Annotated in this window: 29 protein-coding genes and 1 tRNA gene; 13 read left to right on the forward strand and 17 right to left on the reverse strand. The window is 66.5% G+C overall.

Going from position 1 to position 26989, the window contains the following annotated elements:
- Positions 1–3 precede the first annotated feature (3 nt).
- Positions 4–414 (forward strand): hypothetical protein, encoded by a 411-nt coding sequence (locus BXA00_RS28610; RefSeq protein WP_156902701.1) that lies wholly within the window; start codon positions 4–6, stop codon positions 412–414.
- Positions 415–460: 46 nt separating this feature from the next.
- Here BXA00_RS28610 and BXA00_RS28615 read toward each other — a convergent pair whose 3' ends face one another.
- The 3 genes from BXA00_RS28615 to BXA00_RS00125 form a co-directional block, all read right to left on the reverse strand.
- Positions 461–967: a lysis system i-spanin subunit Rz gene (locus BXA00_RS28615; RefSeq protein WP_172805836.1), complete on the reverse strand. Its 507-nt coding sequence runs from the start codon at positions 965–967 to the stop codon at positions 461–463.
- Entirely contained in the window at positions 946–1341 is a 396-nt protein-coding gene (locus BXA00_RS00120) for a lysozyme (protein WP_231952173.1), read from the reverse strand. The genes BXA00_RS28615 and BXA00_RS00120 overlap by 22 nt, the downstream gene beginning before the upstream one ends.
- A gap of 93 nt (positions 1342–1434) precedes the next feature.
- Positions 1435–1719, reverse strand: coding sequence for a hypothetical protein (locus BXA00_RS00125; RefSeq protein WP_156902703.1), 285 nt, complete (start codon positions 1717–1719; stop codon positions 1435–1437).
- Positions 1720–1842: 123 nt separating this feature from the next.
- Here BXA00_RS00125 and BXA00_RS00130 point away from each other — a divergent pair, with 123 nt between their 5' ends.
- Positions 1843–2634 (forward strand): bifunctional 2-polyprenyl-6-hydroxyphenol methylase/3-demethylubiquinol 3-O-methyltransferase UbiG, encoded by a 792-nt coding sequence (locus BXA00_RS00130; RefSeq protein ID WP_076515192.1) that lies wholly within the window; start codon positions 1843–1845, stop codon positions 2632–2634.
- A gap of 401 nt (positions 2635–3035) precedes the next feature.
- Here BXA00_RS00130 and BXA00_RS00140 read toward each other — a convergent pair whose 3' ends face one another.
- The 3 genes from BXA00_RS00140 to BXA00_RS28620 form a co-directional block, all read right to left on the reverse strand.
- The gene (locus BXA00_RS00140) at positions 3036–4142 is read right to left on the reverse strand and encodes an acyltransferase (RefSeq protein WP_076515196.1); all 1107 of its coding nucleotides are present in this window, start codon (positions 4140–4142) and stop codon (positions 3036–3038) included.
- Between the two features lie 431 nt (positions 4143–4573).
- A tRNA-His gene (locus tag BXA00_RS00150) sits at positions 4574–4649 on the reverse strand.
- Positions 4650–4681: 32 nt separating this feature from the next.
- The gene (locus BXA00_RS28620) at positions 4682–4849 is read right to left on the reverse strand and encodes a hypothetical protein (protein ID WP_156902704.1); all 168 of its coding nucleotides are present in this window, start codon (positions 4847–4849) and stop codon (positions 4682–4684) included.
- A gap of 36 nt (positions 4850–4885) precedes the next feature.
- On the opposite strand from BXA00_RS28620, the gene cls reads away from it, so the two are divergent.
- Entirely contained in the window at positions 4886–6343 is a 1458-nt protein-coding gene (cls, locus tag BXA00_RS00155; RefSeq protein WP_076515199.1) for a cardiolipin synthase, read from the forward strand.
- A gap of 53 nt (positions 6344–6396) precedes the next feature.
- On the opposite strand, the gene BXA00_RS00160 is transcribed toward cls, so the two are convergent.
- Positions 6397–6825, reverse strand: a complete 429-nt coding sequence (locus BXA00_RS00160; RefSeq protein ID WP_076515200.1) for a PaaI family thioesterase — start codon at positions 6823–6825, stop codon at positions 6397–6399.
- Positions 6826–7017: 192 nt separating this feature from the next.
- On the opposite strand from BXA00_RS00160, the gene BXA00_RS00165 reads away from it, so the two are divergent.
- On the forward strand, positions 7018–7890 hold the full coding sequence (locus BXA00_RS00165) for an NAD(P)-dependent oxidoreductase (RefSeq protein WP_076515202.1): 873 nt from the start codon (positions 7018–7020) through the stop codon (positions 7888–7890).
- A 58-nt stretch (positions 7891–7948) separates the two neighbouring features.
- Here the strand turns inward: BXA00_RS00165 and BXA00_RS00170 are convergent, their stop codons facing one another.
- Both BXA00_RS00170 and BXA00_RS00175 read right to left on the reverse strand, forming a co-directional pair.
- Positions 7949–9220: an MFS transporter gene (locus BXA00_RS00170; protein WP_076515203.1), complete on the reverse strand. Its 1272-nt coding sequence runs from the start codon at positions 9218–9220 to the stop codon at positions 7949–7951.
- A gap of 246 nt (positions 9221–9466) precedes the next feature.
- A complete protein-coding gene (locus BXA00_RS00175) occupies positions 9467–10123 on the reverse strand; it encodes a GntR family transcriptional regulator (RefSeq protein ID WP_076515205.1) in 657 nt (218 codons plus the stop codon).
- Between the two features lie 213 nt (positions 10124–10336).
- On the opposite strand from BXA00_RS00175, the gene BXA00_RS00180 reads away from it, so the two are divergent.
- The 4 genes from BXA00_RS00180 to BXA00_RS00195 all read left to right on the forward strand — a co-directional run bounded on the left by BXA00_RS00180 (position 10337) and on the right by BXA00_RS00195 (position 15148).
- Complete coding sequence (locus BXA00_RS00180) at positions 10337–11311, forward strand: tripartite tricarboxylate transporter substrate binding protein (RefSeq protein WP_076515206.1); 975 nt, start codon at positions 10337–10339, stop codon at positions 11309–11311.
- A gap of 23 nt (positions 11312–11334) precedes the next feature.
- On the forward strand, positions 11335–12930 hold the full coding sequence (gene ggt / locus BXA00_RS00185; protein WP_076515208.1) for a gamma-glutamyltransferase: 1596 nt from the start codon (positions 11335–11337) through the stop codon (positions 12928–12930).
- 276 nt (positions 12931–13206) lie between these two features.
- Positions 13207–14478: a trypsin-like peptidase domain-containing protein gene (locus BXA00_RS00190; protein ID WP_092582751.1), complete on the forward strand. Its 1272-nt coding sequence runs from the start codon at positions 13207–13209 to the stop codon at positions 14476–14478.
- 121 nt (positions 14479–14599) lie between these two features.
- The gene (locus BXA00_RS00195; RefSeq protein ID WP_076515211.1) at positions 14600–15148 is read left to right on the forward strand and encodes a DUF3455 domain-containing protein; all 549 of its coding nucleotides are present in this window, start codon (positions 14600–14602) and stop codon (positions 15146–15148) included.
- A gap of 67 nt (positions 15149–15215) precedes the next feature.
- Here BXA00_RS00195 and BXA00_RS00200 read toward each other — a convergent pair whose 3' ends face one another.
- The 6 genes from BXA00_RS00200 to BXA00_RS00225 all read right to left on the reverse strand — a co-directional run bounded on the left by BXA00_RS00200 (position 15216) and on the right by BXA00_RS00225 (position 20259).
- On the reverse strand, positions 15216–15797 hold the full coding sequence (locus tag BXA00_RS00200) for a hypothetical protein (protein WP_076515213.1): 582 nt from the start codon (positions 15795–15797) through the stop codon (positions 15216–15218).
- Positions 15798–16083: 286 nt separating this feature from the next.
- Positions 16084–17190 (reverse strand): porin, encoded by a 1107-nt coding sequence (locus tag BXA00_RS00205; RefSeq protein WP_076515215.1) that lies wholly within the window; start codon positions 17188–17190, stop codon positions 16084–16086.
- 319 nt (positions 17191–17509) lie between these two features.
- Positions 17510–17779, reverse strand: a complete 270-nt coding sequence (locus tag BXA00_RS00210) for a hypothetical protein (RefSeq protein ID WP_076515217.1) — start codon at positions 17777–17779, stop codon at positions 17510–17512.
- 127 nt (positions 17780–17906) lie between these two features.
- The gene (locus BXA00_RS00215; protein WP_076515218.1) at positions 17907–18869 is read right to left on the reverse strand and encodes a tripartite tricarboxylate transporter substrate binding protein; all 963 of its coding nucleotides are present in this window, start codon (positions 18867–18869) and stop codon (positions 17907–17909) included.
- A 29-nt stretch (positions 18870–18898) separates the two neighbouring features.
- Entirely contained in the window at positions 18899–19540 is a 642-nt protein-coding gene (locus BXA00_RS00220) for an RraA family protein (protein WP_076515219.1), read from the reverse strand.
- Between the two features lie 5 nt (positions 19541–19545).
- Entirely contained in the window at positions 19546–20259 is a 714-nt protein-coding gene (locus BXA00_RS00225) for a PIG-L deacetylase family protein (protein ID WP_076515220.1), read from the reverse strand.
- A gap of 99 nt (positions 20260–20358) precedes the next feature.
- Between BXA00_RS00225 and BXA00_RS00230 the strand changes: the two genes are divergently transcribed.
- The 4 genes from BXA00_RS00230 (at position 20359) to BXA00_RS00245 (ending at position 25089) form a co-directional block, all read left to right on the forward strand.
- A complete protein-coding gene (locus BXA00_RS00230; RefSeq protein WP_076515221.1) occupies positions 20359–21075 on the forward strand; it encodes an IclR family transcriptional regulator in 717 nt (238 codons plus the stop codon).
- Between the two features lie 221 nt (positions 21076–21296).
- A complete protein-coding gene (locus BXA00_RS00235) occupies positions 21297–21770 on the forward strand; it encodes a (2Fe-2S)-binding protein (protein WP_076515223.1) in 474 nt (157 codons plus the stop codon).
- Positions 21767–24058, forward strand: coding sequence for a xanthine dehydrogenase family protein molybdopterin-binding subunit (locus BXA00_RS00240; RefSeq protein ID WP_076515225.1), 2292 nt, complete (start codon positions 21767–21769; stop codon positions 24056–24058). Before BXA00_RS00235 ends, BXA00_RS00240 begins: the two co-directional genes overlap by 4 nt.
- Positions 24059–24123: 65 nt before the next feature.
- A complete protein-coding gene (locus tag BXA00_RS00245) occupies positions 24124–25089 on the forward strand; it encodes an XdhC family protein (protein WP_076515226.1) in 966 nt (321 codons plus the stop codon).
- A gap of 16 nt (positions 25090–25105) precedes the next feature.
- On the opposite strand, the gene BXA00_RS00250 is transcribed toward BXA00_RS00245, so the two are convergent.
- Positions 25106–25459, reverse strand: coding sequence for a cyclophilin-like fold protein (locus BXA00_RS00250; protein WP_156902705.1), 354 nt, complete (start codon positions 25457–25459; stop codon positions 25106–25108).
- Between the two features lie 237 nt (positions 25460–25696).
- On the opposite strand from BXA00_RS00250, the gene BXA00_RS00255 reads away from it, so the two are divergent.
- Positions 25697–26602: a LysR family transcriptional regulator gene (locus BXA00_RS00255; RefSeq protein ID WP_076515228.1), complete on the forward strand. Its 906-nt coding sequence runs from the start codon at positions 25697–25699 to the stop codon at positions 26600–26602.
- Between the two features lie 51 nt (positions 26603–26653).
- Here BXA00_RS00255 and BXA00_RS29175 read toward each other — a convergent pair whose 3' ends face one another.
- On the reverse strand, positions 26654–26911 hold the full coding sequence (locus tag BXA00_RS29175) for a hypothetical protein (protein WP_231952174.1): 258 nt from the start codon (positions 26909–26911) through the stop codon (positions 26654–26656).
- Positions 26912–26989: the final 78 nt, after the last annotated feature.

Raw genomic sequence — 26989 nt, forward strand, 5'->3', positions numbered from 1 at the left:
TGCATGGCGACGAAGCCAAGACAACTAATCGCTGCAACACTGCTCTGCGCGGCATTCGGGGCAGCGCTTTCACAACCATTCCCATCCTATTCAGAAGAACGGCTACCAAGCGCGCTGGCTATGAAATCGTTGGTACGCCTTTGTGCACAATCGGCCGGGTATTTCACGGGGATGGCCAAGCTGCGCAATCAAGGTCTATCCATTGATGAAGCGTTAGCTAGGTCGCCAACTGGAAATCCGTATTCGACTTCTCCGCGCGCTAGGGCGTCACTTGGTGAGTTATGGGGAAGGAAGCGATACAACGATCCTGTGGAAGTTGATGCAGACCTCGAGGAAATAGCCATCGTCGCGTTTAATCGTTGCATGAACCGAAACCTCGTCGAGCTAAAGCCTTACAAGCCGGATTCGTTCTAGAGGCTGGACAGACCCGAGTTAGCGACCAAGATGGCCGCCCAACAGCTCAGGGGAGTCGGGCCTGACAAGCCGCAAGCCGCACAGTCACTCGTGCGATTCCAGCCCGGAGGGCGAAATAATCCGATCGAGCAGCTGCATCAAATTCTGGGCGGGTTCCATTACCCACGCGGGCGGCGCTTCCGGCTTCGGACACTCCACCGTTGGCGGCGGTGCATGTGGCATTGACGTGCAGCCGATGGCGGCCAGCATCAACATCAGCCCGCAGGCTTTCATCTAGAGTTTGCGCACTGCGTAGCCCTCCGTAGGCCTCCCATTCGGCCTTTGCGTTCCGTTCGTTGATCTCGCCGACTTCGGCATACCGTTGCTGCAGGATCTCCCGCGCGTGGCTTTGGGATTCGGCCAATCGGTCAGACTCATCGGCGCGCATGTTGGCGATCTGTGCGCCGTAGCGCCAACCCTGCGCCGTCCAAGCAGCGCAGCCCGCCAGCAGAGCGCCGGCCAGCGCCGCCGCGGCGTAGCCCTTCCAGCCCGTCAGTTTTGCAAGCAGACCCATGCATTGGCCTCCCTGCGCGTAACGAGGCCCGGTAAGGTCACCAGCACGCCGCTCTGACGCCCCTTGACCCACCGGTTCAACTCGGCGCATCCGCCGACATAGTCGCGCGCGTTGAACTTGCGCCGCATCGTCGACGCAGCCAGATTCCCTGCGCCCAAGTTGTAGGTAAAGTCGATCAGCGCTGCCCGCTGCCAGTCATTCAGCGGCTCTGTGATCAGGCGGCGCATAGCGGCGTCCGCCTCTGCCAGGTCGGCGTCGCGCCAGGCGTCGCACTCCGCATCCGTGTAGATCCGCTTCGGGTCTATGTCCGGCCCCGTGTGACCATCGCAGACGGTCCGCACACCGACGGGGTCGATGCAGGGCTTGCCGCGCACCTTACCCGTCGAAGTGCGAGACCAGCACGCCCGCTATGGCAATCGCGCCGGCGCTCGCCGCCGCAAGCAGCTTCCGCTTCAGGCAGCCCTGAATCATTTGATTCCCCTCCAGGCCGAATAGGCCGTGATGATCGCCGTGCCCAGGCCCACGACGTACGCCAGGGGTTTGGCGACCCGCCCCAGCCCCTGCAATACCTTGAACCCGCCAGACAGCGCCTGGAACGTGTCGACGATGTCCTGCGTGTTTTGCCGGATCGCCTCGATCGACGCCGTGTTCCGCGCCGTGGCTTCCGCGTTGCTCGTCGTGTCCTTTTCCATCTGCACGACTCGCGCGTACAGCGACCTTATGAAAGCATCCGATAAATGTTCGTCAGCCATGGGATTCCCTTTGAAGCGACAACATCGCGTCCCCTATAGACGTAAGAAAACCCGCCGAGGCGGGTTGCTTTGCTGATTATGCGAAACAGATAAAATCCCATCCTTCGACTAGGCGAGGGCGGCATGGCACTTCCGTATTACCGCAAGTTCCCCATCTATGACTTCTGGCGAGGCCTGTTCATGGGCAAGGCGCTCATTCAGCGCAAGCTGTTTGGCCACATGAAGGATCAAGTCAAAGATTGGCCCAAGGAGAAGCAGTATTCCCACGGCTACTTCTATCAGGGCCTGGAACAGCTCGGGATCACCGGAGGCAAGCCCACCGGCTTCCGGTTCAAACAGTACGACGTCGACCAGATCCTGACCGGCGCTGAGGTGCTTGATATCGGCAGTAATGCCGGCTTCGTTGCCGTCTACTGTGCTTGGCGGGCCAAGTTCGTCACGGCGATCGAATTGAACCCGCACCTGAATCGCGTCGCCCGAGACACAGCGAAGCACTTCAAGTTGGACAACATGGAGGTGATCGACGGTGATTTCTCCACGTTCCAAAGCGACCGGAAGTACGACGTAGTCCTGTCGTTCTCGAACCACCACACCATTGATGGGAACCTTGATATGGGGTTCGAAAACTACATCAAGCGGATCGTGTCGTTTTTGCGGCCGGGTGGGTACATGCTCTTCGAAAGCCACAACGTCTTTGCTGAGGGCAAAGGGGGAATGGGCGACGACGGAGACATGGAGCAGAAAGTCGCGATCATGAACAAGTACTTCACCATCGAGCGATACCGTATGGTCAACTGCTTTTTGAAGCACGGGATCGAAGACCTGGACAAGCTCTTTATCGTGGCGCGCCTGGCAGACAACCCCGCGCCCATCGACTTCAAGCTTCCTGAAGCGATCAAGAAGTACGCGTACTAGGCCGGCGCCAGAACGGTAATCGTGCCGTTCCCGCCCATTGCCTTCAATGCGCCGCTTTTTACCTAGAGCTGAACCAATCCAGCGACAGGTGCAGTACGGGTTGTGCCGACACCGATGGCGCCCCCGCCAGTCATACCCTGCCCCGCTTTCGCGGTCGGTTCGATCAACATGTTGCCGGTCTCCGACGCCGTGACGCGTACAGCCCGCGTCATCCCTCCCGTGCCGCTCGTTCGCCATGCTGAGGCGTGCCGGCCAGGCCCCTGCAGGGATCTCATCGATACCGCGGCGCCAAGCACGCCGGCAGACTTTGCCGCGAAGGCGTCGAAGTCTTGGATGTTCAATCGCGTCCCCTATGCACGTAAAAAAACCCGCCGAGGCGGGTTGGTTGCGTAGCACTGTGCTCACGTTCGCGTCATTCTGCCGTCCGCGGAAGAACGCCGGTCGAGCAATGCTCCGCGTAGCGCCTTGGTCAAAGGGTTGACGAGCAGATCCAAGATGGCCGCGATTACGAAGCTCACCAACAGGACTCCGCAAAACAGGAGCAGGAGTCGCGTTGAGGACAGCGCTCCCACATGGACGCGAGGGAGCCAGACGTAGATGACTTGATGGTGGACCAGGAAGGCGAGAAACGAATACTGGGCAGTTTTTGAAACCACGGCAGCCATCCGACCAGACACTGGAATGGCGCTGCCGACGTATGCCAGAACACAAAAGCAGGCTATGCCCAGCACCAGTCCGTAAAACAAAATGTGGATGGGTGGCATCCATACTGCGAGGACCGCCAGCGCTGCGAGCGACACCAAGAACGCAATGAACTTATGCGGCATCACATATCGCGCCACGCAAACTCCAAAAAGGAACTCAGGCAAGCGCATCAACGGATTTCGATCAACCTGCATCGAAAAGAGCGCGGTGTAGTTCCGAAAGAGCAGATACACCAGTGCAGCCACCGCTATCCATGTCAATAATGGTCGGGTGAAGACCGCAGCCCGTAGCAATGGAAAGAGCGCATACAGGCACAGGATGAAGCCTACGAACCACTCGCCGACCAAGTAGAAATTTGGCCCCTTGTAGAAGAAGAAGCCGTCAAAGCCGGTCACCGTCAAGACGGCCTTCCATGTCGGCCCGGACCCGGGCCACGTTCCTGAAAGCCAGAAAAGGAACAGGGCGACCAACAACCAAGCCGTCCAAAATGGAGGATAGATTGCCAGGGCGCGCTTCAAATAGAAATCGCCCGTCCCCTTCCATTTGTTGGCGGTGAGGCCCAGCGATGCGCCAGAGATGATGATGAAGAGCGTGACCCCGAGGTCACCCATCATTTGGCGGAAGACTGTCATCGAGCCGACCACCGACGCATCCGGTGCCTGCGCTCGAACTTGGATGTTGAAGTGGTACAGAACGATCAATACGATGGCTAGCACTCGAATGGCGTCCAAGTAGAACAGGCGCCCCTTCCCGCCGGATTTCAGACCCACCTCGCTTCCAAGCGCCCCAGCCGTCATCGTCATTGCACTCTGTCTCTAATATGGCGGCGGACGATATCAGAACCCGAAACTAGGGTCTACTCCAGGGCGGGCCCAGAAGCAGCTCCTCGTCCGACGGTAGTGCGTAGCCATGTCCGATCATCTGATCCGCCACCTCATCAAAACGGACCCGAACCAGGCTGCGCCATGCTCGCAAGGCCCGCCCGGATTCCTGGAACTGCGGGACCGCAGGCTCTTCCGCGCACGAGACCGCGTCGGCCAAATTTTGATAGCCCATCTCCACTGCTTTCGCGTCCATGAACGCCTGTACCAGGGGTCACTTAACGGCGATTGCGGCGGAAGGTGAAGGTCACCCCAACGTTCTGATTAAATTGGAAAGCGCCCCAGATATTAGAAACTTGCAGGCGCCAGAAAAGAAAAAAGCCGCTCTAGGCGGCTGATTTCTAAGAAATTCTTGGGGTGGCTGATGGGACTCGAACCCACGACAACCGGAATCACAATCCGGGACTCTACCAACTGAGCTACAGCCACCACTGGGTACTGCTTGGGGTATTGCTTCGGTGTTACCCAATACCTTGCGGTGTTTTCGCTTGCCGCGCTGTCTTCAAAACCTGTTTCGAAGAACGCTCAACAACGAAGAGGCCGAATTCTAGCACGTTTTTTTGGAAGGTGTGAAATCCTGCTGCGAAGGACGTGTTGCCAGTCGCAGCAGCCTTGCTATTCTTGCGCATGGTTAATCTCCGGGGGCCGCGTCTCAAGCCATCGCCATGGATCGCATACACGCATTTTTGACTGAATATTGGCCCCATATTGCCTTCGCCATCAGCATCGTGGCGGGCACAGGCGCGGCGGTGCATGCCGCGATGACCAAGCAGGATGTGCGGGCGGCCATCGGATGGGTGGGGGTGGCGATGTTCTCGCCGATCCTTGGGGCGCTCTTCTATTTCGTGGCCGGGATCAACCGCATTCGCAAGACGCGGGTGTCGCAGCAGCGGGACGACGCCATGCTGGAGGATGCGGAACAGGTGGCGACGGCGGCGGTGGACGTGGTGCCGATTTCGGGCGAGCAGTTTGCCTCGCTGAAAGTGCTGGGCGACCGGGTCAGCCGCTTTCAGCTTCTGGGCGGCAACGAGGTGCGGCCGCTGGCTGGCGGCGACGAGACGTATCCGGCGATGTTGCAGGCCATCCGCGCGGCGCGCCGCACGGTGGCGATGCAGAGCTATATCTTTGACAACGATCCGATCGGCCGCGAGATGGCCGAGGCGCTGATCGAAGCGCAGGCGCGCGGCGTGCAGGTGCGGGTGCTGATCGACGCGGTCGGTTCCAAGTATTCGCGTCCGCCCATCGTGCGCATGCTGGCGCGCGCTGGCGTGCCGGTGGCGCGGTTCATGACGAATCCGCTGGGCGTGCTGCGCATGCCCTACGCCAATCTGCGCAGCCACCGCAAGGTGCTGGTGGTGGACGGGCGCGTGGGGTTCACGGGCGGGATGAACGTGCGCGCGGCGTTCGTCACCGCACTGGCGGGCGAGGCCACCAACCACGATACGCATTTCCGCCTGGAAGGGCCGATCGTGACGCAGCTCATGTCGGTGTTTGCGCACGACTGGAACTTCACCACGCACGAGTCGCTGCCTGGCGCGTTGTGGTTCGATCCCGACGCCCTGCCGCCTTCGGGCCGGGTGCCGATCCGCTGCGTGCCGTCGGGGCCCGACCGCGCGCTGGGCAGCACGCATAACATGCTGCTGGGCGCGCTGGCGGTGGCGCGGCATCACGTCCGGATCCAGTCGCCCTACTTCCTGCCCGACCAGACGCTGATCGGCGCGCTGGCCACGGCAGCGCGGCGCGGGATCCAGGTGGACATCGTGATCCCGGGCAAGAACAACCTGCGGCTGGTGGACTACGCGATGACGGCGCAGCTTGACCAGGTGGTGCGCACCGGCTGCCGCGTCTGGCGGTCGCAAGGCGCGTTCGACCATTCCAAGCTGATGACGGTGGACGATGCCTGGACCTACGCCGGCTCGTCGAACCTGGACCCGCGCAGCCTGCGGTTGAATTTCGAGTTGGACACCGAGATCTACGATCCCGCGGTTGCGCGCTGGATCGGCGCGCGCTTCGATGCGCTGGTCGCCAATGCGCAGCGCGTGACGCTGGAAGACCTGCTGCGCGCGCCCTTTGCGAAGCGCCTGCGCAACAAGGTGATCTGGCTGGCGACGCCGTATCTGTAGCCTGCCGCGCGCGCCCCGCCCCAGGCCGACGGCCGGGACGGCGCCGCGCACGACTAGCCGTCCGAGGCGGGCACGGCTGCGTGGCGCACTGCGAATACGGCGCTGGCCTTGAGCATGGGGCGGCCGTCCACCTGCAAGAGGCAGGTCGCATAGATGAGCCGCTTGCCCTGCTTGTCGATATGCACGTGCGCCTCGAGCCAGTCGCCGGGATTGACCGCGTTGAGGAATTCGACGGACATCTGTGCCGTGACGACGGAGACGTGGGCCTCTTCCGAAATGACCAGACCCAGCGCGCTGTCGGCGAAGGTGGCCAGGAATCCGCCATGGGCCATGCCGTGCATGTTGCCGTGGGCCGCATTGACGCGCAGCGCCAGCACGTTGTCGGTCTTGCGCCGATAGAACGCGCCGAGCTCGTTCAGATGGCGCATGAACTGGCTGCTGGGATACCAGGGCGAAAAACCGTCGGGGATGGAGTCTGTCATGGCTGCCGCTGCAAGAGTCCCCAGGTGGGACGATTACCGGAAGTATTCCAGACACGCCGGCGCCGGCATAGCGCGGTGGTCGGCGCGCGGACGCCTGCCGGGCGTTGCCGCGTCGCTGCCGGCCCGGCCCGCGGGTTCTGAGGGTAAGATTTACGCCACAACAAACACCCCACATGGCAGGAGCAGTAGAAGATGGCGAAAGTCGGCATGGTTGGTATCGGCCTCATGGGCCACGGCATTGCAAGCAACCTGGTCAAGCATGGTCACGCGCTGACCGTGCTGGAACACCCGGGCAACCAGCCCCTGGACGCGCTCAAGGCCGCCGGCGCGGTCAGCGTGGCCACTGGCGCCGAGCTGGCCGCGCAGTCGGACGTGATCATCCTGTGCGTCACGGGCAGCCCGCAGGTCGAAGCCGTGCTGCTGTCGCCGGGCGGCGTGCTGGAAGGGCTGCGTCCCGGTACCGTCATCATTGACTGCTCGACCGCGATCCCGTCGTCGACCGTGAAGGTCGCGCAGGCCGTCACCGAGCGCGGCGGGCGCTTCCTGGACGCGCCCATGACGCGCACGCCGAAGGAAGCCGCCGAAGGCCGGCTGAACCTCTTGGTGGGCGGGGATGCGGCGCTGTTCGAAGAATGCAAGCCGATCCTGGCGTGCTTTGCGGAGAACATCACCCATGCCGGCCCCGTCGGCGCGGGCCATCGCATGAAGCTGCTGCACAACTATGTTTCGCTGGGCGTGGTGGCGCTGCTGTCCGAGGCCGCGGCCTGCGCGCTGCGCTCGGACATCGACCCGGCGGTGTTCGCCGAGGTGCTGTCCAAGGGCGGCGGCGGCGGCGTGGCGCTTGAACGCATCAAGCCTTATCTGCTGGAACAGGATCCGTCGTCGCTGCGCTTTTTCATGTCGAACGCGCAGAAGGACCTGTCCTACTACAACACCATGGCTGCCGAGGCCGGGGCCGTGCGCGAGATCGGCGCAGCCGTGCAGCACACGTTCGACCAGGCCGTCACGCAAGGCGGCGGCGACCGCTACGTGCCGGAACTGGTGTCGCTGCTGAAGGACCGCTAGACGGCGTCCCGGCCTGACACCCGCTGTCTCGGGGCGTCAGGCTGCGGCGCAGCGCGGGTTAACGCCCGCCCGCGGCGGCCACGCGCGGCGCCCGCAGAATCCCCCGGGGCGGCAGCCGCATCGATATCCCCGCGGCCAGCAACAGCAGCACGCCCGCCGAACCGAACGCCACCCAGTGCGTGCCGAAGGCTTCAAAGGCCCAGCCGCCCAGCCACGAGCTGATCATGCCGCCCACCTGGTGGCCCAGATAGGTCAGCCCATACAGCACGCCGACCAGCCGGATGCCATACACGTCGGCCAGGATGGCCGACGACAAGGCGATGCTGCCGGCCCAGACGATGCCGCCGATGGTGGCGGCCAGATACAGTTCCCAATGCGCGCCCACCATGACGAGCGCGAAAAAGCCCAGTCCCCGCACCAGGTAGATGGCGGCAAGAATGTTGCGGCGCTCGACCTGGTCGGACATGCGACCCAGCACCAGCGTGCTGAAGATGGCGACCAGGCCGATGAGACCGATGCCCAGCGAGCTGGTGGTGGCGTCAAAGCCGTGGTCCATCAGCATGGGCATGCCGTGCGTGCCCAGCAGGTTCATGCTGAAGCCACAGGCGAACAAGCCCAGCGCGACCTGCCAGAAGGGCACGCTGCGCAGGGCCTCGCCCAGCCCCGGCGCCGGCGCCTTGGCGGCCGGCTTGGCCGCGGCGGATTTTTCAACGATCTGGTGGGGGAGCAGGTCGGTGTGCTCGGGCGCCTCGTCGCGCATCACGAAGAGCGCCACCGGCACGGTCAGCAGCGCGAACAGCGCGGCAAAGCCCAGCAGGGTCTCCTGCCAGCCCACCGCCGCGATGGCAAACGTCAGCGTGGGCGTCATCAGCGCAATGCCGGCCATCGAGCCGGTGGACAGGAAGAAGAGCGCCATGCCGCGCTGGCGGGTGAACCAGCGGCTGATCACGGGCGTCAGCGCGACCGGGCTGGTGAAAGCCAGGCCGATGGACAGCGCGACGCCGAAGGACAGCAGGAATTCGAGAGGACCGCGCGCGTAGACGGTCCAGATGGACGAGGCCACGACGATGGCCGTGCCGGTCAGGAGCACGAAGCGCGTGCCGCGGATGCTGACCAGGTAGCCCGCCAGCGGCATGCCCAGCCCGTAGCACAGCATCCCGATGGCCACGATGCCCGAGAGCACGCTGCGAGAAAATCCCAACCCGTCGGCCATGGGCAGGAAGAACGGTCCGATCCCCATCCGCAGGCCGACCGTCAACAGGGTGAGCACCGTGGCGGCGCCCACGATGTTCCAGCCGAAATACCAGCCGCCCGATGCTTGCTTGTCCAATCTCTTCTCCTCCGTGTCTTTTTTGGCCGCTTGCGCGCCCGGGCTTGCAGACACCGCGGGGGAGGCACGGAGCGACGCTCCGCTGTCGACAGGGGTGGGAAGGGCCAGGCGTGGATCGGCGTGCTCGTGCCGGCGCAGTCGCGTCGGCGGACGCGACACATATTACTCCCGGCTATATGCGAATGCGGCAGGGGCGTGAAATTCCTGTCCGGTGAACGGCCAGATGGCCCGCGCAGCGCGGCCGGGTCAGCCCGCCTGCGCCAGGAACGCCTGCAAGGCCGGCACGGTGTTGAGGACGTGTTGGCGCATCGCGGCCTCGCAGCGCGCCGCGTCGCGGGTCTGCAGCGCGTCGATCAGCTCCTGGTGCGACTCGCGCACGCGCAGCACGCGGCCAGGTTGGGCAGCCCACAGCCGCATGTAGGGCTCGACCACGGAATGCAGTTCGGAAATCTGGTTCAACAGGCGCGGCTGCTTGCAGAAGCTGCACAGGTATTCGTGGAACTCGCGGTGGGCGGTGGTCCAGTCCAGGTCTTCGCCGGCGCCCTGGTCCAGTTGCTCGAGCATGTTGGTCAGCCGGCGCAGGGGCTCGGCGCCCATGTTGGAGACCGCGTTACGCACGGCCAGCCCTTCCAGCACGGAGCGCATCTCGAAGACCTCGAGCATTTCCTGCTGGTTCAGGCCGCGCACGACGGCGCCGCGGTTGGCGCGGATTTCGACCAGCCCCTCCGAGGCCAGGCGGCGCAGCGCGCCGCGCACCGGCATGCGGCTGGTGCCGATTTCCGCGGCGACGACGTCGGGCACCAGGCGCTGGCCGGGCGCGTAGCGTCCCAGCCGGATTTCACGCTGCAGGTGCAGGTACGCCTCGTCTTCGGCGCTGATGGCTGTCTTCTGGAATTGCAGCACTTACGTCCCCGGGCTTGGAAAGCCGCCATGATAGATAAGGGCGAAAATAACACAAACTGGATCCAATGATCCATGGATGCAAACACTAATGGTCTGGCCCGCCCTGCTTGCGTCTAATCCAGGCAGGACGCGGCCCGCCGCGCCCGCCCGGCCGGAACGGGCAAGAGACCCGCCCGGCCCATACGCTTTCCATTACGCGATCAAGGGGAATCCATGAAATTTCGTCTCATCCGGGCGCTGGCAGGCGCCGCCGTGATGGCCGTTGCGGCCCAGGCCGGCGCCCAGGCCACGGACTGGCCGCAGCATCCCGTGCGCATCGTCGTGCCGTTCCAGGCCGGCTCGGCCACGGACCTGATCTCGCGCCAGCTTGGCGCGGCGCTGTCGGCCGAACTGGGCCAGCCCTTCGTCATCGAAGCCCGCCCCGGCGCCGCAGCCGCCATCGGCAGCGCCTCGGTCGCGCGCTCGGCGCCGGACGGCTACACGCTGCTGATGGGCGGCCCGGCCGCCGTGGTCACCAACCGCTTCCTGCAAAAGCGCCTGGCCTACGATCCGGACGCCTTTGAACTGGTGTCGATGGTGGCCTACACGCCCAACATCCTGCTGGCCAATCCGTCGCAGCCCTTCAAGACCCTGCCCGAGATGGTGGCCTACGCGCGCGCCAACCCCGGCAAGCTGACCTACGCCTCATTCGGCACGGGCACGACCTCGCACATGGCGGGTGAAATGCTCAAGTCCGTCGCGGGCATCGACATCCTGCACGTGCCCTACAAGGGCGCCGGCGAAGCCATCCCCGCGCTCCTGAGCGGCCAGGTGTCGATGTATTTCGACACGATCATGACCGGCCTGCCCCAGGCCAAGAGCGGCGCGCTGCTGGCGTTGGGCATGTCCAACTCGAAGCGGTCGGCGCTGGCCCCCGAGATTCCCACCATCGCCGAACAAGGCTTCTCGGGCTACGACATCGCGCCGTGGTATGGCCTGGTCGCCCCGCAAGGCACGCCCGCGCCGATCCTGGACAAGCTCAACCGCGCCGTCAACAAAGTGCTCGCCGACCCCGCGTTGCGCGGTAAGCTCGCCGAAGCCGGCGCCGAGCCGCGTGGCGGCAGCCGCGAAGAATTCGCCGCCTTCATCAAGGCCGAGATTCCGCGCACCAAGCAGTTGATCGACCAGGCCGGCATCACCCCGCAGTAATCCCCTTACGAGTTCCAGCATCCATGTCCTCCCCCTTCGATTGGTCTTTTCCGTACGCTTCCCGAAAAATGCCGGTCCTGGCCGCCAACGCGGTCGCGACCAGCCAGCCGCTGGCTGCGCAGGCGGGACTACGCATGCTGCTGGCCGGTGGCAATGCCGTTGACAGCGCCATTGCCACCGCGATTGCCCTGACCGTCGTCGAGCCCGTCATGAACGGGATCGGCGGCGACATGTTCGCCCTGATCTGGCACGAGGGCCAGCTGTACGGCCTGAACTCCAGCGGCTGCGCGCCGGCTGCCTGGACGCCCGAGTACTTCAAGGGCCGCGACGCCATGCCGGGCACCGGCTGGGGAACCGTCACGGTGCCCGGGCAGGTGGCGGGCTGGAAGGCCCTGTCCGACCGCTTCGGCAAGCTGCCCTTCGCCAAGTTGTTCGAGCCCGCCATCGCCTACGCCGAAGACGGCTTCGCCGTGTCGCCCACCATCGCGCGCCAATGGGCCAACCAGGCGCCCAAGCTCGCGGCCGAGCCCGGCTTTGCCGACGCGTTCCTGCCGCAGGGCCGCGCGCCGCAGGCCGGCGAATGGTGGCGCTTTCCCGAGCAGGCCAAGACCCTGCGCGAGATCGCCGAAACCGGCGGCGAAAGCTTCTACCGCGGTGAACTGGCTCGCAAGATCGCCGACTTTGCCAGCCAGACGGGCGGCGCGCTGACCGCCGTGGACCTGGCCGAACACCAGGCCGAGTGGGTCAAGCCCATTTCCCAGTCGTTCCGCGACTACGAGCTGCACGAGATCCCGCCCAACGGCCAGGGCATCTCGGCGCTGATGGCGCTGGGCATGCTTGAACAATTCGACCTGGAAGGCATGGGCCGCGACAGCGCCGACTACTACCACGTCAGCATCGAAGCCATGAAGCTGGCGTTCGCTGACCTGCACCATCACGTCGCGGACCCGCGCCACATGCGCACTGACGCGCGCGCCCTGCTCGACCGCGCCTACCTGGCCGACCGCGCGCGCCTGATTTCCATGGACCGCGCCAGCGTGCCGACCGCCGGCACGCCCGCCACGGGCGGCACGGTCTACCTGACCGCGGCCGACGCCGGCGGCACGATGGTGTCGTTCATCCAGTCCAACTATCACGGCTTCGGTTCGGGCGTGGTCGTGCCCGGCACCGGCATCAGCCTGCACAACCGCGGATTGAACTTCGTGCTCAAGCCCGGTCACGCCAACCAGGTCGCGCCGCGCAAGAAGCCCATGCACACCATCATTCCGGCGTTCGTCACACGCGGCGGCCAGCCCGTCATGTCGTTCGGCGTGATGGGCGGGTCGATGCAGGCGCAGGGTCATCTGCAGATGGTCACGCGCCTGGCGGCCTTCGGCCAGAACCCGCAGGCCATGAGCGACGCGCCGCGCTTCCGCGTGGAAAACGGTCCGGTCGTGAACGTGGAATCACACCTGCCGGCCGACGTGGTCGACACGCTGCGCGCGCGCGGCCACAACGTCGCGGTGGCGCCGTCGGACAGCCTGGAGTTCGGCTCGGCCCAGCTCATCTGCCGCCTGCCGCAAGGCGGCTACGTGGCCGCCTCCGACTCGCGCCGCGACGGCCAGGCAGCCGGCTTCTGAGGCATTGCGGGGCAAGCCGGACTTTCCCGCGAAAGTTCGGCGACAATCCGTGACCGTCCGGCGCGCGCCCGCGCCGCACGCCAACCGCCTCGCGCGCCGTCACATCCCTGCAGCAGCGCCGGCCGATACTGCCGCCTCGCTGCAAGAAGGACCGAAATGCCCCACCCGGCTTCACCGCCCCGCGTCAATCGCCGCCGCGCCCCGCGGCCCCGGCTCCCGCAACGCCTGCGCGCCACACTCGCCGCCGCGTGCCTCGTCCTGCTGGCTTGCAGTCCCATGGCCGTCCGCGCCGCCCTGCCGCTGGCGGTTGACGGCCAGCCCCTGCCTTCGCTGGCACCCATGCTCGAACGCGTGACGCCCGCCGTCGTCAACATCTCGGCGTCGGCCGCCACGCAGGCCGCGGGCGCTGCGCGTACGCCCGGCAGCATGCGGCAGAACGTGGGCTCGGGTGTCATCGTCGATGCGGCCCAGGGCAATATCCTGACCAACCATCACGTGGTGCGCGGGGCCGCGTCGATCCGCGTGTCCCTGCAGGACGGACGCAGCTTCAACGCGACGGTCGTGGGCAGCGATCCGGATACGGACCTGGCGGTGCTGCGCATCCCCGCGCAGAATCTGCAGGCGCTGACCCTGTCCGACTCCAGCGACCTGCGCGTGGGCGATTTCGTGGTCGCGATCGGCGACCCCTACGGCTTGGGACAGTCTGCGTCGTCCGGCATCGTCTCCGCGCTGGACCGCTCCAGCCTGCGCGCCGCGGGCTACCAGAACTTCATCCAGACCGACGCGTCCATCAATCCCGGCAATTCCGGCGGCGCGCTGGTCAATCTGAACGGCGACCTGGTCGGCATCAACACCATGATCTACACGCCGTCCGGCGGCAACGTGGGCATCGGCTTTGCCATTCCGTCCAACCTGGCGGGCGAGGTCATGCGGCAATTGCTGCAGCACGGCCAGGTGCAGCGGGGCGGACTGGGGCTGGACACGCTGGACATCACGCCGCGCAACGCCCGCCAGCTGGGCCTGGCGCCCGGATCGACCGGCGTCGTCGTGGCGCGCGTGGCCGACGGCTCGCCCGCGCAGAAGGCCGGCATCCAGGCCAGGGACCAGATCCTGTCAATCGATGGCAAAGCCATCGGCTCCAGCGCCCAACTGCGCAACGCCGAGGGCCTGCTGCCCGTCGGCCGCCAGGTGCGCCTGGGGCTGTCGCGCGCCGGCGCGAAGACGGAAGTGCTGCTGCGCATCGAACCGGAACAGAGCGAACGCCTGCATGCGGGTGCGCTGGATGCGCGCCTGACAGGCGTGGAGCTGTCCGAGGTCGGACGCGCGCAGCGCCTGCAGGGAAACGACGGCGTCGCCGTCAGCGCCACCTTTCCCGAACGCGGACCGGTGGCCGCGCGCCTGCAGCGCGGCGACATCGTCATCGGCGTGAACCAGCGCCCGGTCAGCAAGCTGGCCGACCTGCGCGACCTCCTGGCCGGGGCCGGCTCGCAGCCGCTGGTGCTGACCCTGCTGCGCGGCCGCGCGACCTACACGCTGGTGGTGAATTGAGGCAGGCGGCGCGGGGGATTCATGGCAGAATGGCCCGATCCCGGCCCCAGCGCCGGACCACGGGCACGCGCAACACGCCACTGCCACCGCGGGCGCGCCCGGCCCGCCAGAAGGAGCACGGATGAACCGCATTCCGACTCACACGCGTCCGGCATTGTCCGGCCTGTTGCTGGCGGCATGCCTCGCGGCCGCCTCGGCCAGCGCGGCGGCGCAGGACAACGTGCCGCAGATCATGCAGGTGCCGGCCGACAACCGCATCGTCTGGCAGGCCCCGGCGCAAGGCGCGGTCACGTATGAATGCCGGATGATGCCCACGGACGGCGGACGTTACGCCTGGGTGATCGCCAGCGCGGCCGCCACGCTGGGCGCGGGCCAGTCCGGCCAGACCGGCACGTACCAGAGTCCGCCCGAGACCTGGCGGGCATCCGATGGATCGGCCTTGACGGGGATGGAAACCGTGCGCGCTTCTGCCGGGCCCGACCGCCTGTACGACCAGCTCGTGCTGGCCAATCCGTCGGCAGGCGTGGGGCTTTTGACTGGCGTCACGTACATCCAGCGGCTCGTGCGCTCGGGTGGCGGCGCGCCGTCCGCGCCTTGCTCGGCGGCCAACAAGGGCCAGCGTGAGCAGGTCAGCTACCAGGCCAACTACGTGTTCTGGAAGCCCAACTGACCCGGCTGTCCCGCGCCAGAGCCCGGCACAGCCGCGCGCGCAACGCAGGCCGGCGCCCAAGGCATCGCTACCCCGCCGACATGCCCCGCTTCAGCGCTTCGATCAGCCCGGGATGCCGGGCCTTTTCCTGCGCCAGCGTATAGGCGGAAAACGTCACGACCTTCTTGCCCGACGCGGCAAACAGCGCCGTCAGTTCGGCCGGACGGCCGGACAGCCTGCTGCTCGCGTCCAGCTGGAACACGCCGATGCCGCCGACCTTGAAGGCGCCATCGCCCGTCTTCTTGAACGAGGGCACCGCTTCCTGCTGCTGCGACTGGAAGCCCGCGGCCATCGCGCCCAGCGTGAAGGCGTCGTCGTCGCCCACCGCCAGGTCGACCGGCACATCGATCACGATGATGGCCTGCATGGTGGCGCGGTTCAGATAGATCTTGCCTGCGACCTCGGGCGTGGCCGGGTCGGACGGAAATTCGGTCTCGGTGAAGCCCGCGGGAATGACGACCTTGAGCTTGCCGTCCAGCACCTGCAGCGTCTGCGGCGGCTGAGGCGCGGCGTCCACCGGCGCGCCGTTGGGATCCTGCGCCGCCGCTGGGGCATCCTGGGCCAGCGCGGGCGCGCCCGCGCCCATGGCCAGCGCCAGGGCCAGTGTCATTTCCGCGAGCCGTGCGTGGTGCGTGTGCATAGCTATCCGTTGATTGGGCAGAGCTTCCAATACTACAACGGCGCCGGGCCGGAAAATGGCAAGGCCCGCGCATCGCTGCGCGGGCCTTTTGCTTGCCATGATCGGAGTTCGGGTGAGCGGACTGAGAGTGGAGCTAGGGAGGTGGCCGCTTTTTTCGCGTCTGTGGCCGGGTAAGACGCCCAATCCGCTCAGTGCAACCGCGGTGCAGGGCGCAAGCGGCGCGCGCCTGGCGCGCGCCGCCCATCACGTCTGCCGCTTAGAAGCGATGACGGATACCAACCAGACCCACGGTGCTCTTCACGCCGTCGATGAACGCGTAGTCGGTGGCGTAGGACGCCAGCGCGTACAGGTTCGTGCGCTTGGACAGGTTGTACGTGTAGCCCAGGCTGTACACGTTCATGGCGGAATCGCCACCGGTCAGCACATCGCTGTCCGGATCGGCGCGCTGCCACGAGGCCATGATGCTGCTGGCGCCCAGCGGCACGGTCAGGCCGACCATGTACGAGTTGGCCTTGAAATCGTCCACGGCGACGTTCGTGCCGAAGCCCTTGGCGGTGGGGCTGCCGCTGCCGAAGGCGTTGATACCCTGGCCGGCGAACCAGCCTTCGCGGGTCTGGCCGTAGGCCATCGCCAGCTTCAGGACTTCAAAGTCATACGAGCCGCCGATGCTCCACGACTTGGGCGTGGCGTCGTTGCGCAGCTGATTGGCCGGGTTGAGCTGGTCGTACGTCAGGGCGACGTTCAGCGGACCGTTTACGTAACGCACACCGGCGGTGATGCCGCGGGTGTTGTCGGCGGTGGCGAAGCCGGTCTGGGCCGAGGTCGTGTCGGCGACGTTGAACGAGTAGCCGATGCCAGCCTGGAAGCCGCCGAACGACGGGGTCGAGTACTGGACCATGTTGTCGTAGCGGACGGTGTTCGCGGCGCTGAACGCCACGCCGATGTTGGCCTGGCCGTAGCTGCCGCCGAACGGATCGATCGAGCCCAGGTACTTGGAGGCGATGTTCGTCTGACGGCCGAACTCCAGCAGGCCCCACGACGCGCTCTTCAGGCCGACGGTGGCCTGGCGGCCGAACAGGCGGCTGCTCTGGCCCGACTGGCCGTTGCCCGAGTTGAAACCGCTTTCAAGCGTGAACACGGCGCTCAGGCCGTCGCCCAGGTCTTCGGCGCCGCGCAGGCCCCAACGCGAGCCGCTGGACACGCCGTTGGTCATGCCGAACTTCGACTCGTGGTCGTTGTCGCCCTTGATGCGTTGGTAGCCAACGCCCGTATCGATCAGGCCGTACAGCGTCACCGAAGTTTCCGCCTGCGCCACGCCGGACAGCGCGGCGAAGAGTGCGGTGACGAACAAAGTCTTTTTCATTACTGATTCCCATTGGTTTGAACAGACATGCGCAGGTGGCCTGGCCCGCAGCGCGGGCGGCACAGTGATGCACACGGCGCATGGCAGGAACGAATTCTAGGGACGCAATATGTCAGTTCTGGGGACGCAAGCGACTTCGCGCCGGGAACCGTCAATAAGGGGATTTTTGTCGCGCACGCCCGACATCCGCGCGTCGATGCGCAGCGCCGGAAAGGGCGTAACGCGCGTGTGCTAAGAAGGATGGGCGCGGCTCAAGCGAGCGCGTCGCGCCAAGGCGATGCGCGGCCAGGCGGCCGGGCGCTTGCTCAGTGCGTTGTGATCAATTGCCGAACAACCGCCGCAGGCGCTGCGCTTCGGCCAGGTTCAGGCGCTTGGCCTCGTCTTCCGCGTAATCGCGTTCTCCCACGTCGTAGGAGCCCTCGTGCAGGCATTTGCGGCGGTTGGCCTTGCATTCGTTGCTGGCCCGGGCGGGCGTGGCCTCCGACATGCTGGCCTTGTCCGCCGCCGGCGGTTTGCTGGACGAGCAGCCTGCCGCCAATGCAACGAAGAACAACGCCGCGCCGCAGCGGCTGATGGTGAGAATCGACATTTACCCGGCCCCTTCCGAAAAGCTATAGCCATTCTTATAGCAAAGCCGGGCCGGGCAAGACGTGTTAAGTCGTAGCAGAACGCCGGGCAGGCGGCCCCTTTTTCCGGGGGCCGCCGCCTTGCGCGGCCTACTCGATCTGGATGCCGGCCGCCTCGATCAGCGCCGACCACTGCGCCGTGTCGCGCCGTACCGTGTCGGCAAGCTGCTGCGGCGTGCTGGAGACGAACTCCACGCCCTGCGACTCGAACTTCTGGTTCAGCTCGGGATTCTTCAGCGTGTCGATGACCGCCGCATTCAGCTTGGCCAGCACCTCGGGCGGCGTGCCCGCCTTGGCGAAGAGTCCGTACCACGTGGTGTAGGAGACGCCCGGCAGCGTCTGCGAAATGAGCGGCAGCTTGGCCGTGTCCGCGCCCCTGCTCGGCGCGCTCATGGCCAGCGCTTTCACCGCCCCCTTGTCGATCATGGGCTTGAGCGATGGCATGCTGCTAAAGAGCGCCTGCACCTGGCCCGATGCCAGGTCGGTCAGCACCTGCGACGTGCCGCGATAAGGCACGTGCACCACGTCGACCTGGGCCTTGCTCTTGAAGAGTTCCATGCCCAGATGCGCCACGCCGCCCACGCCCGCCGATCCGAAGTTGACCTTGCCCGGGTGGGCGCGGGCGTAATCGACCAGTCCCTGCACCGAGTCCACCGGCATCTGCGCGTTCACCACCAGCACGTGCGGGCTTTCGGTCAACTGGCTGATGGGCGCCAGGATCTCCAGCACCTGCTTGCCCTGCATGGCCTTGGACGGCACCGTCATGTTGCCCGAGGCCGGCATGAGCAGCGTGTAGCCGTCGGCCTCGGCGCCCAGCACCTGATTGAGGGCGGGCACGCCGTGGCCGCCGCCCGCGTTCACCACCACCACCGGCTGGCCCAGCTTTTCGCCGAACAGCTTGGCGAACTCGCGCCCGACCATGTCGGCCGGACCGCCCGCCGCGAACGGCACGATCATGCGTATCGGCCTGTCCGGATAATCCGCGTGCGCGGCGGCCAGGGGCGCGAGGCCCGCCATGAGGGCGATCGCGCCCAGGGTGTGCTTGAAGTTCATTGTCTTCCTCCTGTTGTATTGGATAGCTGTTATGCCGACGCCGGGAGAGCCGGGCCGATGTCGATCGTGGCCTTGGCCAGTGCGTCGTCGAGCCAGGCCGGACGCAGTTCGCCGCGCGCAATGGCGGCCATGCGGCGGGCTTCGGCCTGCGCCTTGGCCAGCGCGGCCGTGACCATGGATTCGAGTTCCTGCGGCGCGGCCACGACCAGCCCGTCGTCATCGCCCAGGATCCAGTCGCCCGGTTCGACGCGCACGCCGCCGCACTGGATCGGCCGGTTCACGCTGCCGCCCCCGGCCTTGAACGGGCCGGCCGGCGACACGGCGGCGGCGAAGACGGGCAGCGCGCCCTGGCGCAATTCCGCGGCGTCTCGCATCGCGCCGTCGATCACCACGCCGGCGATACCGCAGGCCGCGGCCTGCGCGCACATGATGCCGCCCATCACGGCGCGCTCGGTGTGGCCCTGGGCATCCACCACCAGCACGTCGCCGGGCTGCGCGATGGCCAGCGCGGCGTGGATGGCGAGGTTGTCGCCGGCAGGCACCGACACCGTCACTGCGCGGCCGCGCACCGACCAGCCCGCACGCAAGGGTTTGATCGCCGCGCGCAGGTGGCGGGCGCCGGCATCGGCCAGCAAGGTGCTGGTCAGGGCCGCTTCGTGGATGTCTTTCATCGGACTCACTCCATCAGGGCCGAGACGACGGCCGGGAAAATGCTTTGAAAAGCCTCGCCATAGCGCGTGCCCGCCGTCTTGCCGCGGCGGCCCGCCTGCGCGCCGCGCTGCAGCGCCACGCGTTCGTAGTACGCCCACAGATTGCTTTGGGTCGGCATGGCCTGCATAGCCTGCCACTTGCGTTCCCACACGTCCGTGATGTCCAGCAGGACGTTGGGTTTGAAGCCGCACAGTTCGGTCTGGTGCGGCTCGAAGCACAGCACCTGCGGCGGCACCACGAAGTCGGCGCCATGGCCGGGCGCCATCGCCTGCATGCGGGCGCGCAGCGTCATTTCGAACGTGCGGCAATGATCCAGATTGGACGGGTCGTGCTCGGGGTGCGTCAGCACCACCGACGGCTTGGTGCGGCGCATCGTTTCCGAGATGCGGCGCACGGAGTCCGGCGAATCGGGCAGCGGGTAATCGCCCAGGTCGTGGAAGTCCAGCGAGCTCACGCCGAGGATCGCGGCGGCGGCCTGGGCTTCGGCGTGGCGCTGGGCCTTGACGGCATCGCGCTGCGTATCGCCCTTCCAGGCGGCGTTGGATTCCCCGTTCTCGCCATAGCTCAGGCAGACCAGATGCACCGCCACGCCGCGCTGCGCGTGCAGGGCCATCGCACCGCCGCAGCGCCAGACAAAGTCGCCCACATGGGCGGTCACCACCAGCATCGAACTCGACATCTCGCACTCCCGGATCAACAGATTTCCGGTATTGTAGATTTCTGAAACGGTGTTGTATTACGTACATGGCCCAATAAATTCAATACTCTAGGAGCATTCATGAGCAATGACGGTGTCGTGGCGGTCGAACGGGCGCTAAGCGTGCTGGATTGTTTTCGGCCCGGCGCCGAGCATCTGTCGCTGGCGGATTTCGCGACGCGCCTGCCCTTGCACAAGACGACCATCTTTCGCCTGCTCAATTCGCTGGCGCGCTGCGGCTACGTCGTGCGCGAGCCCGACGGGCGCTACGGCCTGGGGCCGCGGGTGCTGTTCCTGGCGCGCGTCTACGAACGCGGCTTCGACCTGGAGGCGGTCGTCATGCCCGTGCTTGAACGCCTGTCAGCCGATACCGGCGAAAGCGCGGCCTACTACGTGGAAGGCGGGGAACCGGGGCAGCGGCTGTGCCTCTTTCGCCATCAACCGCACGAAGGACTGCACAGCCAGGTCATCGCCGGCAGCGTGATGCCGCCGGACAAGTCCTCGACCGGCCAGGTCTTCGCGATCTGGGCGCAAGGCGCCCGGCGCGACCAGACGCGCCTGCCGATCTTTTCCTGCGGCGCGCGCGACCCCTACACCTCGTCGTGGTCGGTGCCGGTCATCGGCCAGGAAGACCGCTTCGTCGGCGCACTGACGATAGCCGGGCCATCGGCGCGCCTGAAGACGGTGGATGCGCCGGCATTCGAGGCGATGATTCTCGAACGCGCCGATGAACTGTCCCAGCGGCTGGGCGCCTCGGCCGAGATGCGGACCGTGCTGTACCGTCCGGACGCGGCGTAGCGCGGGCGCGGGGCGGCAAGGCATCGGGCGTTGTGCGCACGCCCGGCCGACGCGATCATGCGGGGCCGCTTGCACCCGGGATAACCGCCCCTTAATGGGCTTATAAGCTCGGCTAATTAATCCATCCGGGATTTTTTGGGCAAAATTCCGGACTCAAGACGTTTCGATCCCACCACCCGCGGCAAGGCAGCGCCTGTCATGCCCTCCCCCAGGACTCCTCCATGACGCAATTGCAAATCAATGGCTCGACCCAGGACGTCAACGTCCCCGACGAGATGCCGCTCCTGTGGGTGCTGCGCGACGAGCTCGGCATGACCGGCACCAAGTTCGGCTGCGGGATGGCGATGTGCGGCGCCTGTACGGTGCACATGGACGGCGCGCCGGTGCGGTCCTGCCTGACGCCCGTGTCGGTCGCCACGGGCCGCCAGATCTCGACCATCGAGGGCATGGAGGCGGACCCGGTCGGCCGGGCCGTGCAGCAAGCCTGGATCACCCAGAATGTCGCGCAATGCGGCTATTGCCAGGCGGGGCAGATCATGACGGCGGTAAGTCTCTTGAAGGCCACGCCGCAGCCGACCGAGCAGGAGATCGCGGACGCCATGAGCGGCAATATCTGCCGCTGCGGCACGTATCCGCGCATCCTCGCGGCCATCCAGCAAGCCGCCCGCCAACTCGCCCAGGGAGCCAAGCAATGACCGCCGCCGCTCACTTTTCACGACGCGCCTTCCTGCAGGTCAGCCTGGGCGCGCTCACCCTGGCCGTGACGGCAAAGGGATGGATCACGACAGCCGAGGCCGCGCAGGCCGAGGCCCGCAAGTACGGCGCCGACAGCATGCCCGGCGGCACCGTGAACGATCCGCTCGTCTTCGTCAGCATCGCCGCCGATGGCGCCGTCACCATCGTGGCGCACCGCGCCGAGATGGGCACGGGCGTGCGCACCAGCCTGCCCATGGTGGTGGCCGACGAAATGGAGGCGCGCTGGGAGCGGGTGCAGGTCATCCAGGCGCCCGCCGACGAGGCGCGCTACGGCAACCAGAACGTGGACGGCTCGCGCAGCGTGCGCCACTTCCTGATGCCGATGCGGCGCGTGGGCGCGGCGGCCCGGCAGATGCTGGAAGCGGCCGCGGCCGCGCGCTGGTCCGTGCCCGTCGGCGAGGTCAAGGCCGAGCAGCATGAGGTGTTGCACCCACCCACGGGGCGCCGCCTGTCTTATGGCGACCTGGCCGCCGACGCCGCCAAACAGCCCGTGCCGACCGGCGACGCCCTCAAGCTGAAGGCCCGGTCCGAGTTCCGGTACATCGGCAAGGAACAGGTCCGCCTCGTCGACCTGGAAGCCATCGGCAAAGGCCAGGCCACCTACGGCATGGACATGCGGCTGCCCGGCATGGTGTATGCGGTGGTCGCGCGTCCGCCCGTAGTGGGCGGACGGGTGCGCCGCGTGGACAGCGCCAAGGCGCTCGCGGTGCCCGGCGTGCTGAAGGTCGTGGAGATCCCCGCCATGCAAGGCGCGCCGGCCTTCCAGCCGCTGGGCGGCGTGGCCGTCGTCGCGCGCAATACCTGGGCCGCCCGCCAGGGCCGCGATGCGCTGCAGATCGAATGGGACGACGGCCCGAACGCCCCGTACGACTCGGCCGCCTACCGCCAGACGCTGCAGGCGGCGGCGCGCGCGCCGGGCAAGACAATGCGCAACCAGGGCGACGCCGTGCAGGCCTGGGCCAAGGCGCCCGACGCCCAGCGCCTGGCCGCCGAATACTACGTGCCGCACCTGGCCCACGCCTCGATGGAGCCCCCGGTCGCCACCGTGCAGATCAAGGGTAATGGCGCGGAGGTCTGGACGTCCATCCAGAACCCGGTCGCGGCCCGCGACGCCGTGGCGGCCCGACTCAAGCTCGAACCCGCCAACGTCAAGGTCAACGTGCTGCTGCTGGGAGGCGGCTTTGGCCGCAAGTCCAAGCCCGACTTCGTGGACGAGGCCGCCATCGTCGCCCGCGCCATGCCCGAAGGCACGCCGGTCAAGCTGGTCTGGACGCGCGAGGACGACATCCGTCACGACTACCTGCACACCGTGTCGGTCGAACGCCTGGAAGCCGTCATCGACGCGCAGGGGCAGGTGCAGTCCTGGCTGCATCGCAGCGCCGCGCCCACCATTGCCTCGCTCTTCGCCGAAGGCGCCAAGGGCCAGCAGATGTTCGAATCCGCCATGTCGGCGATCAACATGCCCTACCGCATCCCGAACGTGCGCGTGGAAACCGCCGAAGTCGAGGCCCATGCCCGCATCGGCTGGTTCCGGTCGGTCGCCAATATCCCGCACGCTTTCGCGGCCCAGTGCTTCATTGACGAACTGGCGCACCGCGCGGGCAAGGATCCCCAGGCGTTCGCGCTCGACCTCATCGGCCCGGCCCGCCAGATCGATCCGGGCGCGCTGGCCGACACCTGGAACTACACCGAATCGCCCGAACGCTACCCCTACGACACCGGCCGCCTGCGCGGCGTGATCGAAGCCGCGTGCAAAGGCGCCGGATGGGGCCGCCCGCTGCCCAAGGGACACGGACTGGGGCTGGCCTTCTGCTACAGCTTCATGAGCTACACGGCCACCGTCGTCGAAGTGGCGGTCGACGACAAGGGCGAGGTGCGCGTCGTGGCCGTCGACATGGCCATGGATTGCGGTCCGCAGATCAACCCGGAGCGCATCCGCGCGCAGATGGAAGGCGGCGCCATCATGGGCCTGAGCCTGGCGCTGACCAGCGAAATCACCTTCGACAAAGGCCGCGTGACACAGAGCAACTTCCACGACTACGAAGTCCTGCGCCACAACGCCTCGCCGCGCGTGATCCGCACGCACCTGGTCAACGACGACCACGCGCTACCGCCGGGCGGCGTCGGCGAGCCGCCGGTCCCGCCCGTCGCGCCCGCGCTGTGCAACGCCATCTTCGCCGCCACGGGCAAGCGCGTGCGCAGCCTGCCGGTGCGCAAGGTCGCCTAGCCCGGAGCCCGCGCGTATGCCTCATCATGAACCGCCCCCCCGCCGCCCCCGCCAGGAGCACGCCCGTGGAAAGCGTTGACGTGCGCGTGCTGCGCGCCGCGCGAGACTGGCTGGTTGCCGGGCATCGCCTGATGCTGGCCACTGTGGTCAAGACCTGGGGCTCGTCGCCCCGCCCCCTTGGCTCCATGATGGCGCTGCGCGAGGACGGCCGTTGCGTCGGCTCCGTGTCGGGCGGCTGCATCGAAGACGACCTGGTCCACCGCTACACGCGCGCCTACGGCGACGGCGCCATCCCGGAATCGGCGCCCGAACTGGTCCGCTACGGCGTGACGGCCGATGAGGCGCACCGATTCGGGCTGCCTTGCGGCGGAACGCTGGAACTGCTGCTGGAATTCGCCCCTGAACTCGAGGCGCTCGATGCGCTGGTCCACCGGCTGGAATCCGGCCAGCTCGTGCAGCGCACGGTCGACTGCGCCACCGGCGCCGTGACCCTGAGCGCGGCGTCGGCGCCTGAAAGCCTGCATTTCGACGGCGCCACCCTCTCCAGCACGCTGGGCCCGCAGTACCGGCTGCTGCTGATCGGCGCCGGATCGCTGGCCGAATATGTCGCCACGATGGCGCTATTCAACGATTTTGCCGTGACGGTATGCGACCCCCGCATCGAACACCGGGGCGCCTGGTCCGTGGACGGCGTGGCCTTCACCACCGAGATGCCCGACGACGCGGTACGCGCCCTGCGGCCCGACTCGCGGACCTGCATCGTGGCGCTCAGCCACGACCCCAAGCTCGACGACATGGCGCTGCTGGAAGCGCTGCACAGCCCCGCCTTCTACGTCGGCGCCATCGGCTCACGCCGCAACGCCGCCAGCCGACGGCAGCGCTTCATCGAACACTTCGACGAAACGGAAGCATCCCTGTCGCGCCTGCATTCGCCGGTCGGCCTGTACATCGGCAGCAAGACGCCCGCCGAGATCGCCGTCAGCGTGATGGCGCAACTGCTGGCCGTGAAGAACGGAGTGAATACGGGGTAACGGCAGACGGGGCGGATCAATCCCGGAGGGCTTCGATACGCAACCGGTACGGCCCGGGCCGGGCCAGGATGGACAGGCCCTTATCCACCTTGCCCAGCGGCAGCAGCTCGCGCGCGTAGGATCGCGGTTCCAGGAAAATGGCCAGATTGCCCCAGGGCGCGTAGTGCGTCAGTTCGCCGGCCTCCGGCGCCATCCCATCGGGCGCACCTTCGGTGGCAAGCTTGCGCGGCAGGCTGGAAACCCGCTCGATGACGTCGTAGTCCTGCATGGTCAGGGCCAACGGCAACAGCTTGGCAAAATCCCGCGCGGTGGCATTGTCGTAGAGCGTCGCGGTGGCGGTCTGGCCGTCGACGACAAGACGGATCTTCATGGATATTTCCTCAGGCAAAGGCCGGGCCGGCTCCGCGGCCGCGGCTACAGGCGGGCACATGGCCACGGTGCCTAGCGCGACGGCAACAAACGTCTGCGCCATGCGCCGCCGCATGCGATCAGGTCCGGAAATCGGGGGAGTCATGCCGGCTATCTTGGCAAATCGCCTGGACGCCGACTAGCTGATCAATGCTTAAAACCTCTATAAGATTGCCTAATCAATTCCCCGACCCCGCCCATGGCCCGACGCAACCTCAACGACCTCCTCTACTTCGTCACGGTGGCGCGCGAAGGCAGCTTCACCCGTGCCGCGTCCCTGCTGGGCGTCACCCAATCGGCGCTGAGCCAGTCCGTCAGCGGCCTGGAAGCGCGCCTGCGAATCCGGCTGCTCACCCGCACCACGCGCAGCGTATCGCCCACCGACGCGGGCGAACGGCTGCTCAATGCCATCGGCAACCGCTTCGATGAAATCGAGGCGGAACTGGATGAGCTGACCGAACTGCGCGACAAGCCAGCGGGCACCGTGCGCATCACCTGCGGCGACTATGTCCTGCACAGCATCCTGCTGCCCAAACTGACGCCGCTGATGCGCGAGTACCCGGACATCAAGCTCGAATTCGACGTGAACTACGGATTCCGGGACATCGTCGCGGACCGCTTCGACGCGGGCGTGCGCATGGGCAAGACCATCGACAAGGACATGATCGCCGTGCCCATCGGGCCGCCCATGCGCCTGGCGGTGGTCGGGTCGCCGGACTATTTCACGTCGCGGCCCATCCCGAAGGCGCCGCAGGACCTCATGCAGCACGCCTGCATCAACCAGCGGATGCAAAGTTCGGGCGGGCTGTACGTCTGGGACTTTGAACGCCGCGGCAAGCAGGTCAACGTCCGCGTGGACGGACCGTTGATCTTCAATACGACCCAGCCACAGATCGATGCGGCGCTGGCCGGGTTGGGGCTGGCGCTGCTGCCGGACGATGAATTGATGCCGTACCTGGCCGATGGCCGGCTGGTTCGGGTGCTGGAGGATTGGTGTCCCAGTTTCGAGGGCTATCACCTCTACTACCCCAGCCGCAGGCAGCCGTCGCCGGCGTTTTCGCTGGTGGTGAGCGCGTTGCGGGTGAGCAAGCCGGCGCGAGGGTGACGGGCGCGCGCCAGCGAACTTGTGCGCGAGCCCGGACGCCGCAGCGGATACTCACGCGCTGCCGGTGCTGGGCAGCGCCTGGAATTCGCGCTCAAGAATGTCCACGAACGCCTCCGTCACCAACGACGGCGCGGTCTGCGCGGGATAGGCCATGCTGACGCGGACCGGCAGGCGCGGCGTGAACGGGATAGGTCCGATTTCCGGCCTGATCGAGCCGAAGCTGCTGACCTTCTGCTCCGGCAGGGTGATGATGGTCTGAGGCTTCGAGAATTCGACGGGCGCCGCTATTACCAAGGTTGGTAAATGCACTGGCTGACCGACAGCGGCTAGAGCCGCGTCAGCCCTTGACGAAGTAAGCATTTTTGCTTACTATTCTTGCGTCATCAA

Source organism: Achromobacter sp. MFA1 R4 (assembly GCF_900156745.1).
Classification (GTDB): domain Bacteria; phylum Pseudomonadota; class Gammaproteobacteria; order Burkholderiales; family Burkholderiaceae_B; genus Achromobacter.

Coding starts and splice junctions, on each gene's coding strand:
- ggt (WP_076515208.1), top strand. CDS start 11,335: ATGTCCTCCCCCTTCGATTGGTCTTTTCCGTACGCTTCCCGAAAAATG.
- BXA00_RS28610 (WP_156902701.1), top strand. CDS start 4: ATGGCGACGAAGCCAAGACAACTAATCGCTGCAACACTGCTCTGCGCG.
- BXA00_RS00220 (WP_076515219.1), bottom strand. CDS start 19,540: ATGAAAGACATCCACGAAGCGGCCCTGACCAGCACCTTGCTGGCCGAT.
- BXA00_RS00215 (WP_076515218.1), bottom strand. CDS start 18,869: ATGAACTTCAAGCACACCCTGGGCGCGATCGCCCTCATGGCGGGCCTC.
- BXA00_RS00195 (WP_076515211.1), top strand. CDS start 14,600: ATGAACCGCATTCCGACTCACACGCGTCCGGCATTGTCCGGCCTGTTG.
- BXA00_RS00210 (WP_076515217.1), bottom strand. CDS start 17,779: ATGTCGATTCTCACCATCAGCCGCTGCGGCGCGGCGTTGTTCTTCGTT.
- BXA00_RS00255 (WP_076515228.1), top strand. CDS start 25,697: ATGGCCCGACGCAACCTCAACGACCTCCTCTACTTCGTCACGGTGGCG.
- BXA00_RS00125 (WP_156902703.1), bottom strand. CDS start 1,719: ATGGCTGACGAACATTTATCGGATGCTTTCATAAGGTCGCTGTACGCG.
- BXA00_RS00165 (WP_076515202.1), top strand. CDS start 7,018: ATGGCGAAAGTCGGCATGGTTGGTATCGGCCTCATGGGCCACGGCATT.
- BXA00_RS00180 (WP_076515206.1), top strand. CDS start 10,337: ATGAAATTTCGTCTCATCCGGGCGCTGGCAGGCGCCGCCGTGATGGCC.
- cls (WP_076515199.1), top strand. CDS start 4,886: ATGGATCGCATACACGCATTTTTGACTGAATATTGGCCCCATATTGCC.
- BXA00_RS00235 (WP_076515223.1), top strand. CDS start 21,297: ATGACGCAATTGCAAATCAATGGCTCGACCCAGGACGTCAACGTCCCC.
- BXA00_RS00225 (WP_076515220.1), bottom strand. CDS start 20,259: ATGTCGAGTTCGATGCTGGTGGTGACCGCCCATGTGGGCGACTTTGTC.
- BXA00_RS00140 (WP_076515196.1), bottom strand. CDS start 4,142: ATGACGATGACGGCTGGGGCGCTTGGAAGCGAGGTGGGTCTGAAATCC.
- BXA00_RS00160 (WP_076515200.1), bottom strand. CDS start 6,825: ATGACAGACTCCATCCCCGACGGTTTTTCGCCCTGGTATCCCAGCAGC.
- BXA00_RS00130 (WP_076515192.1), top strand. CDS start 1,843: ATGGCACTTCCGTATTACCGCAAGTTCCCCATCTATGACTTCTGGCGA.
- BXA00_RS00190 (WP_092582751.1), top strand. CDS start 13,207: ATGGCCGTCCGCGCCGCCCTGCCGCTGGCGGTTGACGGCCAGCCCCTG.
- BXA00_RS00200 (WP_076515213.1), bottom strand. CDS start 15,797: ATGACACTGGCCCTGGCGCTGGCCATGGGCGCGGGCGCGCCCGCGCTG.
- BXA00_RS00250 (WP_156902705.1), bottom strand. CDS start 25,459: ATGAAGATCCGTCTTGTCGTCGACGGCCAGACCGCCACCGCGACGCTC.
- BXA00_RS00240 (WP_076515225.1), top strand. CDS start 21,767: ATGACCGCCGCCGCTCACTTTTCACGACGCGCCTTCCTGCAGGTCAGC.
- BXA00_RS28620 (WP_156902704.1), bottom strand. CDS start 4,849: ATGCGCAAGAATAGCAAGGCTGCTGCGACTGGCAACACGTCCTTCGCA.
- BXA00_RS00205 (WP_076515215.1), bottom strand. CDS start 17,190: ATGAAAAAGACTTTGTTCGTCACCGCACTCTTCGCCGCGCTGTCCGGC.
- BXA00_RS28615 (WP_172805836.1), bottom strand. CDS start 967: ATGGGTCTGCTTGCAAAACTGACGGGCTGGAAGGGCTACGCCGCGGCG.
- BXA00_RS00230 (WP_076515221.1), top strand. CDS start 20,359: ATGAGCAATGACGGTGTCGTGGCGGTCGAACGGGCGCTAAGCGTGCTG.